3 protein-coding genes are annotated in these 2,939 nt (G+C 37.0%); all 3 read left to right on the top strand.

Features of this window, described 5'->3' with window-relative positions:
* Positions 1-328: 328 nt before the first annotated feature.
* The 3 genes from PHP06_10940 to PHP06_10950 all read left to right on the top strand — a co-directional run bounded on the left by PHP06_10940 (position 329) and on the right by PHP06_10950 (position 2,715).
* Complete coding sequence (locus tag PHP06_10940; protein MDD3841055.1) at positions 329-712, top strand: hypothetical protein; 384 nt, start codon at positions 329-331, stop codon at positions 710-712.
* A 203-nt stretch (positions 713-915) separates the two neighbouring features.
* Complete coding sequence (locus PHP06_10945) at positions 916-1,836, top strand: hypothetical protein (GenBank protein MDD3841056.1); 921 nt, start codon at positions 916-918, stop codon at positions 1,834-1,836.
* 354 nt (positions 1,837-2,190) lie between these two features.
* A complete protein-coding gene (locus PHP06_10950; GenBank protein ID MDD3841057.1) occupies positions 2,191-2,715 on the top strand; it encodes a hypothetical protein in 525 nt (174 codons plus the stop codon).
* Positions 2,716-2,939: the final 224 nt, after the last annotated feature.

Below are 2,939 nucleotides of genomic sequence, written 5' to 3' on the forward strand. Positions count from 1 at the left end.
AAGTACACTAGATACAATAATGAAGAAGGATGATATATAGCCATAGTGGGCATTCGCGAAGTACTTCGCTAATCCCACCAAAAAGTAGGGTATTCACGAACCATAAGTTCGGGAATGCGATAGTTATGAGAAATTCCTTATATAGCCTGTCTGTTGGGTTAATTGGAAGTTGATGTGACTTCGTGTTTACGAAAATGGGCTATTATGGTGCTTATTATGGCATTTACCTGTTATTAAGGAAGAATTTTTAAAGGGTTTAAAATATCCTAGTAGAGAACGGGATATAGGAAAAGCAAAATGTTAAATAAATGTTATGATAATTTGAAAAATGCCAAAGACAAATACAAAAGGTGGTAATGATTATATGTTTAATGAAATCTGCATTTATGAAGTTAAGCTAGACAAGCAAGATGAAGTTGAAGAACTAATGAAAGAGGTAGCTGCATTTTATATGGAGCAGCAAGGTGTTATTGATGTTAAATATATAAAACGTACTCATAGGCAGGAAGATTTCAATGCAGTTAAGGCAGGTAAGGTACCAATTAGACTCACACGATATATTGGAAAAGTTACTTATATTCTGCATTGGGTAGTCGAAAACGAGGAAGGACATGCCCGAGTTTCTAAACTTGGGATAGAAAAGTTTTATAAAAGATGGAACAGGTGTTTAACAACAATGCCCAGAATCTTACTTGGTGAAAATATTGTTTAGATATGGTTCTAGGAGATAGGAACTTCTCATAACAATACTTTTACGTTGCAGGGCGTGCTTATGGGTTAATTGCTGCCCACACCGTCTCACCGGGCGGCAAGCGCCGCTAAAGGGAAGGGCTCCGCTGGTCCGGTTCGTCGGCGTCGTAAAACCGGAACGTTATGCGACATTCGGCTAAATGCTTTATAAAGGGAGATGATTTGATGATAAATTTCAATAATTCTATTACAGGAGTTTGGGTAGGTAAAAACATTGAAATTGTACGTACTGGAATATATGAGCTTGTATTTCAACGAAACGATAATATACTTGAATCTACTTGGTCTCATTTAGAATATGACTCCAATTATTTGATCAAGACGCTCATGGCTAAATGCTGTTATATGCCTGATGGAATGATATCTTATGCATATAAAATTGAAGATGCTGAAGAAAATATTTACTCCGGCTCCAATTCTTCTATTATTGAAAAGGAATTAGGAAAATCAACTTATTCTATAAAACAAAGAGATGATAGTATTATGATTATTGCTGATGATTTAACAGAAAAAATATGTGGAAATAATCTTTATATAGAAAAGGAAAACAAAAAAATCGTTCTGCAGAAAAGTGAAAATATAGAAATAGTTAATAATAGAGATATTTTGCCACTATCACAATCATCCATTGAAGATTGTTTAGTATCTTGGCGGTTAGGAACAAAAGATGGAGTAAAATGGGAAAGAGATGACAGTATTGATCCATTTGTTGAGATAAACACAAAAAATCATATGTATATTTTTGTTGTTTCAGATCGGATTAAATATTGTAGAGCAGCTAGATATGCTGTATGTGAGCAGGGAGTTGTTTTTGCACAAAACTTTCGTTTATTTGAAATGGAAGGACGAGGCAAACAGGCCTATATGGTTTCTGATAATCTAATAGCAAAAGAGCCACTCATAATTGACCCTGAACTTTTTTCATTTGAGAGTTGTCAAACTACTCCTAAAGAACGTGGAGGGGTTCAGGCTGGTATTTATTGGTCTGTTAAAGAAGCAGATGATAATAAAATTATACTTCACGGATGTGATGGAGAAGAATTTATATGGAGAAGAAATGATTATAAGTCAGAATATTTTAGTTAGGAGATTGGCCGAACGATCGCATAACAAAGTGTTGCCAGTTTCGCTCCTGTCGTCGCTTCACCCAAATCCATCACCCTAAGCCAGGTCTGGCTAAGGCTGCTGGACTTCGGCAACACATAGACGATATAACGAAATGTCGCTTTGCTCCATTTCGCTATATCGGGCCGCGGGTCAAGCCCGCTGCTATGCATCTGTGGCTAAGCGCCACATCGCATATCAGCAGGTTTTCAAAATCCCTTCGGCAAGTGCAAGCACTAGGCCTCATGGACTTCGTAAACCCGCGGCCCGATATCTGAAATAGGCCACCGTTAAGCCCGCCATCGTGGCGGGCAATAAACGAAGGGGTTGAAAGTTTTGGAGAATTTATATCCTTTTATTACAAGTAGTCTAGCTTTGGTGTTTACTATTTTTAGTTTTTGGTGGATGAACTGGCGAAAAGGAAAATTAGTTGTAATTGGTCCAAGATCATTTTCAGCTGCAATAAATGGTAAGAAAATAACTATTTATTTGCCATTTGTTTTTTATAATTCGGGTGCAATACCGATTACAATTGAACATCAAATCCTTGAGATAACAAATAAAAAAGATGCTGGGCCAATTAAATTTATTGCAGTAGTAAATAAACTTGGCTCAAGTGAGGGGAGATGTTTTGCAACCCAATTTGTTGTAAACGGGCGTGAAAGTATTAAGATGATATGTGAGTTTCAGGGAGATGTTGGAGATTCAGAGGTACAAACCCAGAAATATTTCATTAGATTAAAGGGTAAATTGGGGCATAAAAGAAAATGGAGTAAATTTATTGATTTTGTTTTAGATTTCAAGAACAATAAAATCACTAGTAGCTTCCTTACATATGATAACTTTATAGAATTAAATTAGCAATATTAACTATGTTAGATCTGATTGGTTTTTTTAAGCTCTTAAGAAAGAGACGCTCCACCATCCGTGGTTTCGCTGGTGGCCTACTTCAGATATCAACGAGTTGCAGGCTCCGTGCCGGTTAGTAAAGAATCTGGGTAATTCCGGCACTCCGACCCAAACCGTTCCGCCTAACTTAAGAGCTAAGTAAGGCGGAACGGCTTCTGCAACTCGTGGACGTTATA

It is taken from the genome of Clostridia bacterium (genome assembly GCA_028698525.1).
Taxonomy (GTDB): domain Bacteria; phylum Bacillota; class Clostridia; order JAQVDB01; family JAQVDB01; genus JAQVDB01.

Coding starts and splice junctions, on each gene's coding strand:
- PHP06_10940 (MDD3841055.1), top strand. CDS start 329: ATGCCAAAGACAAATACAAAAGGTGGTAATGATTATATGTTTAATGAA.
- PHP06_10945 (MDD3841056.1), top strand. CDS start 916: ATGATAAATTTCAATAATTCTATTACAGGAGTTTGGGTAGGTAAAAAC.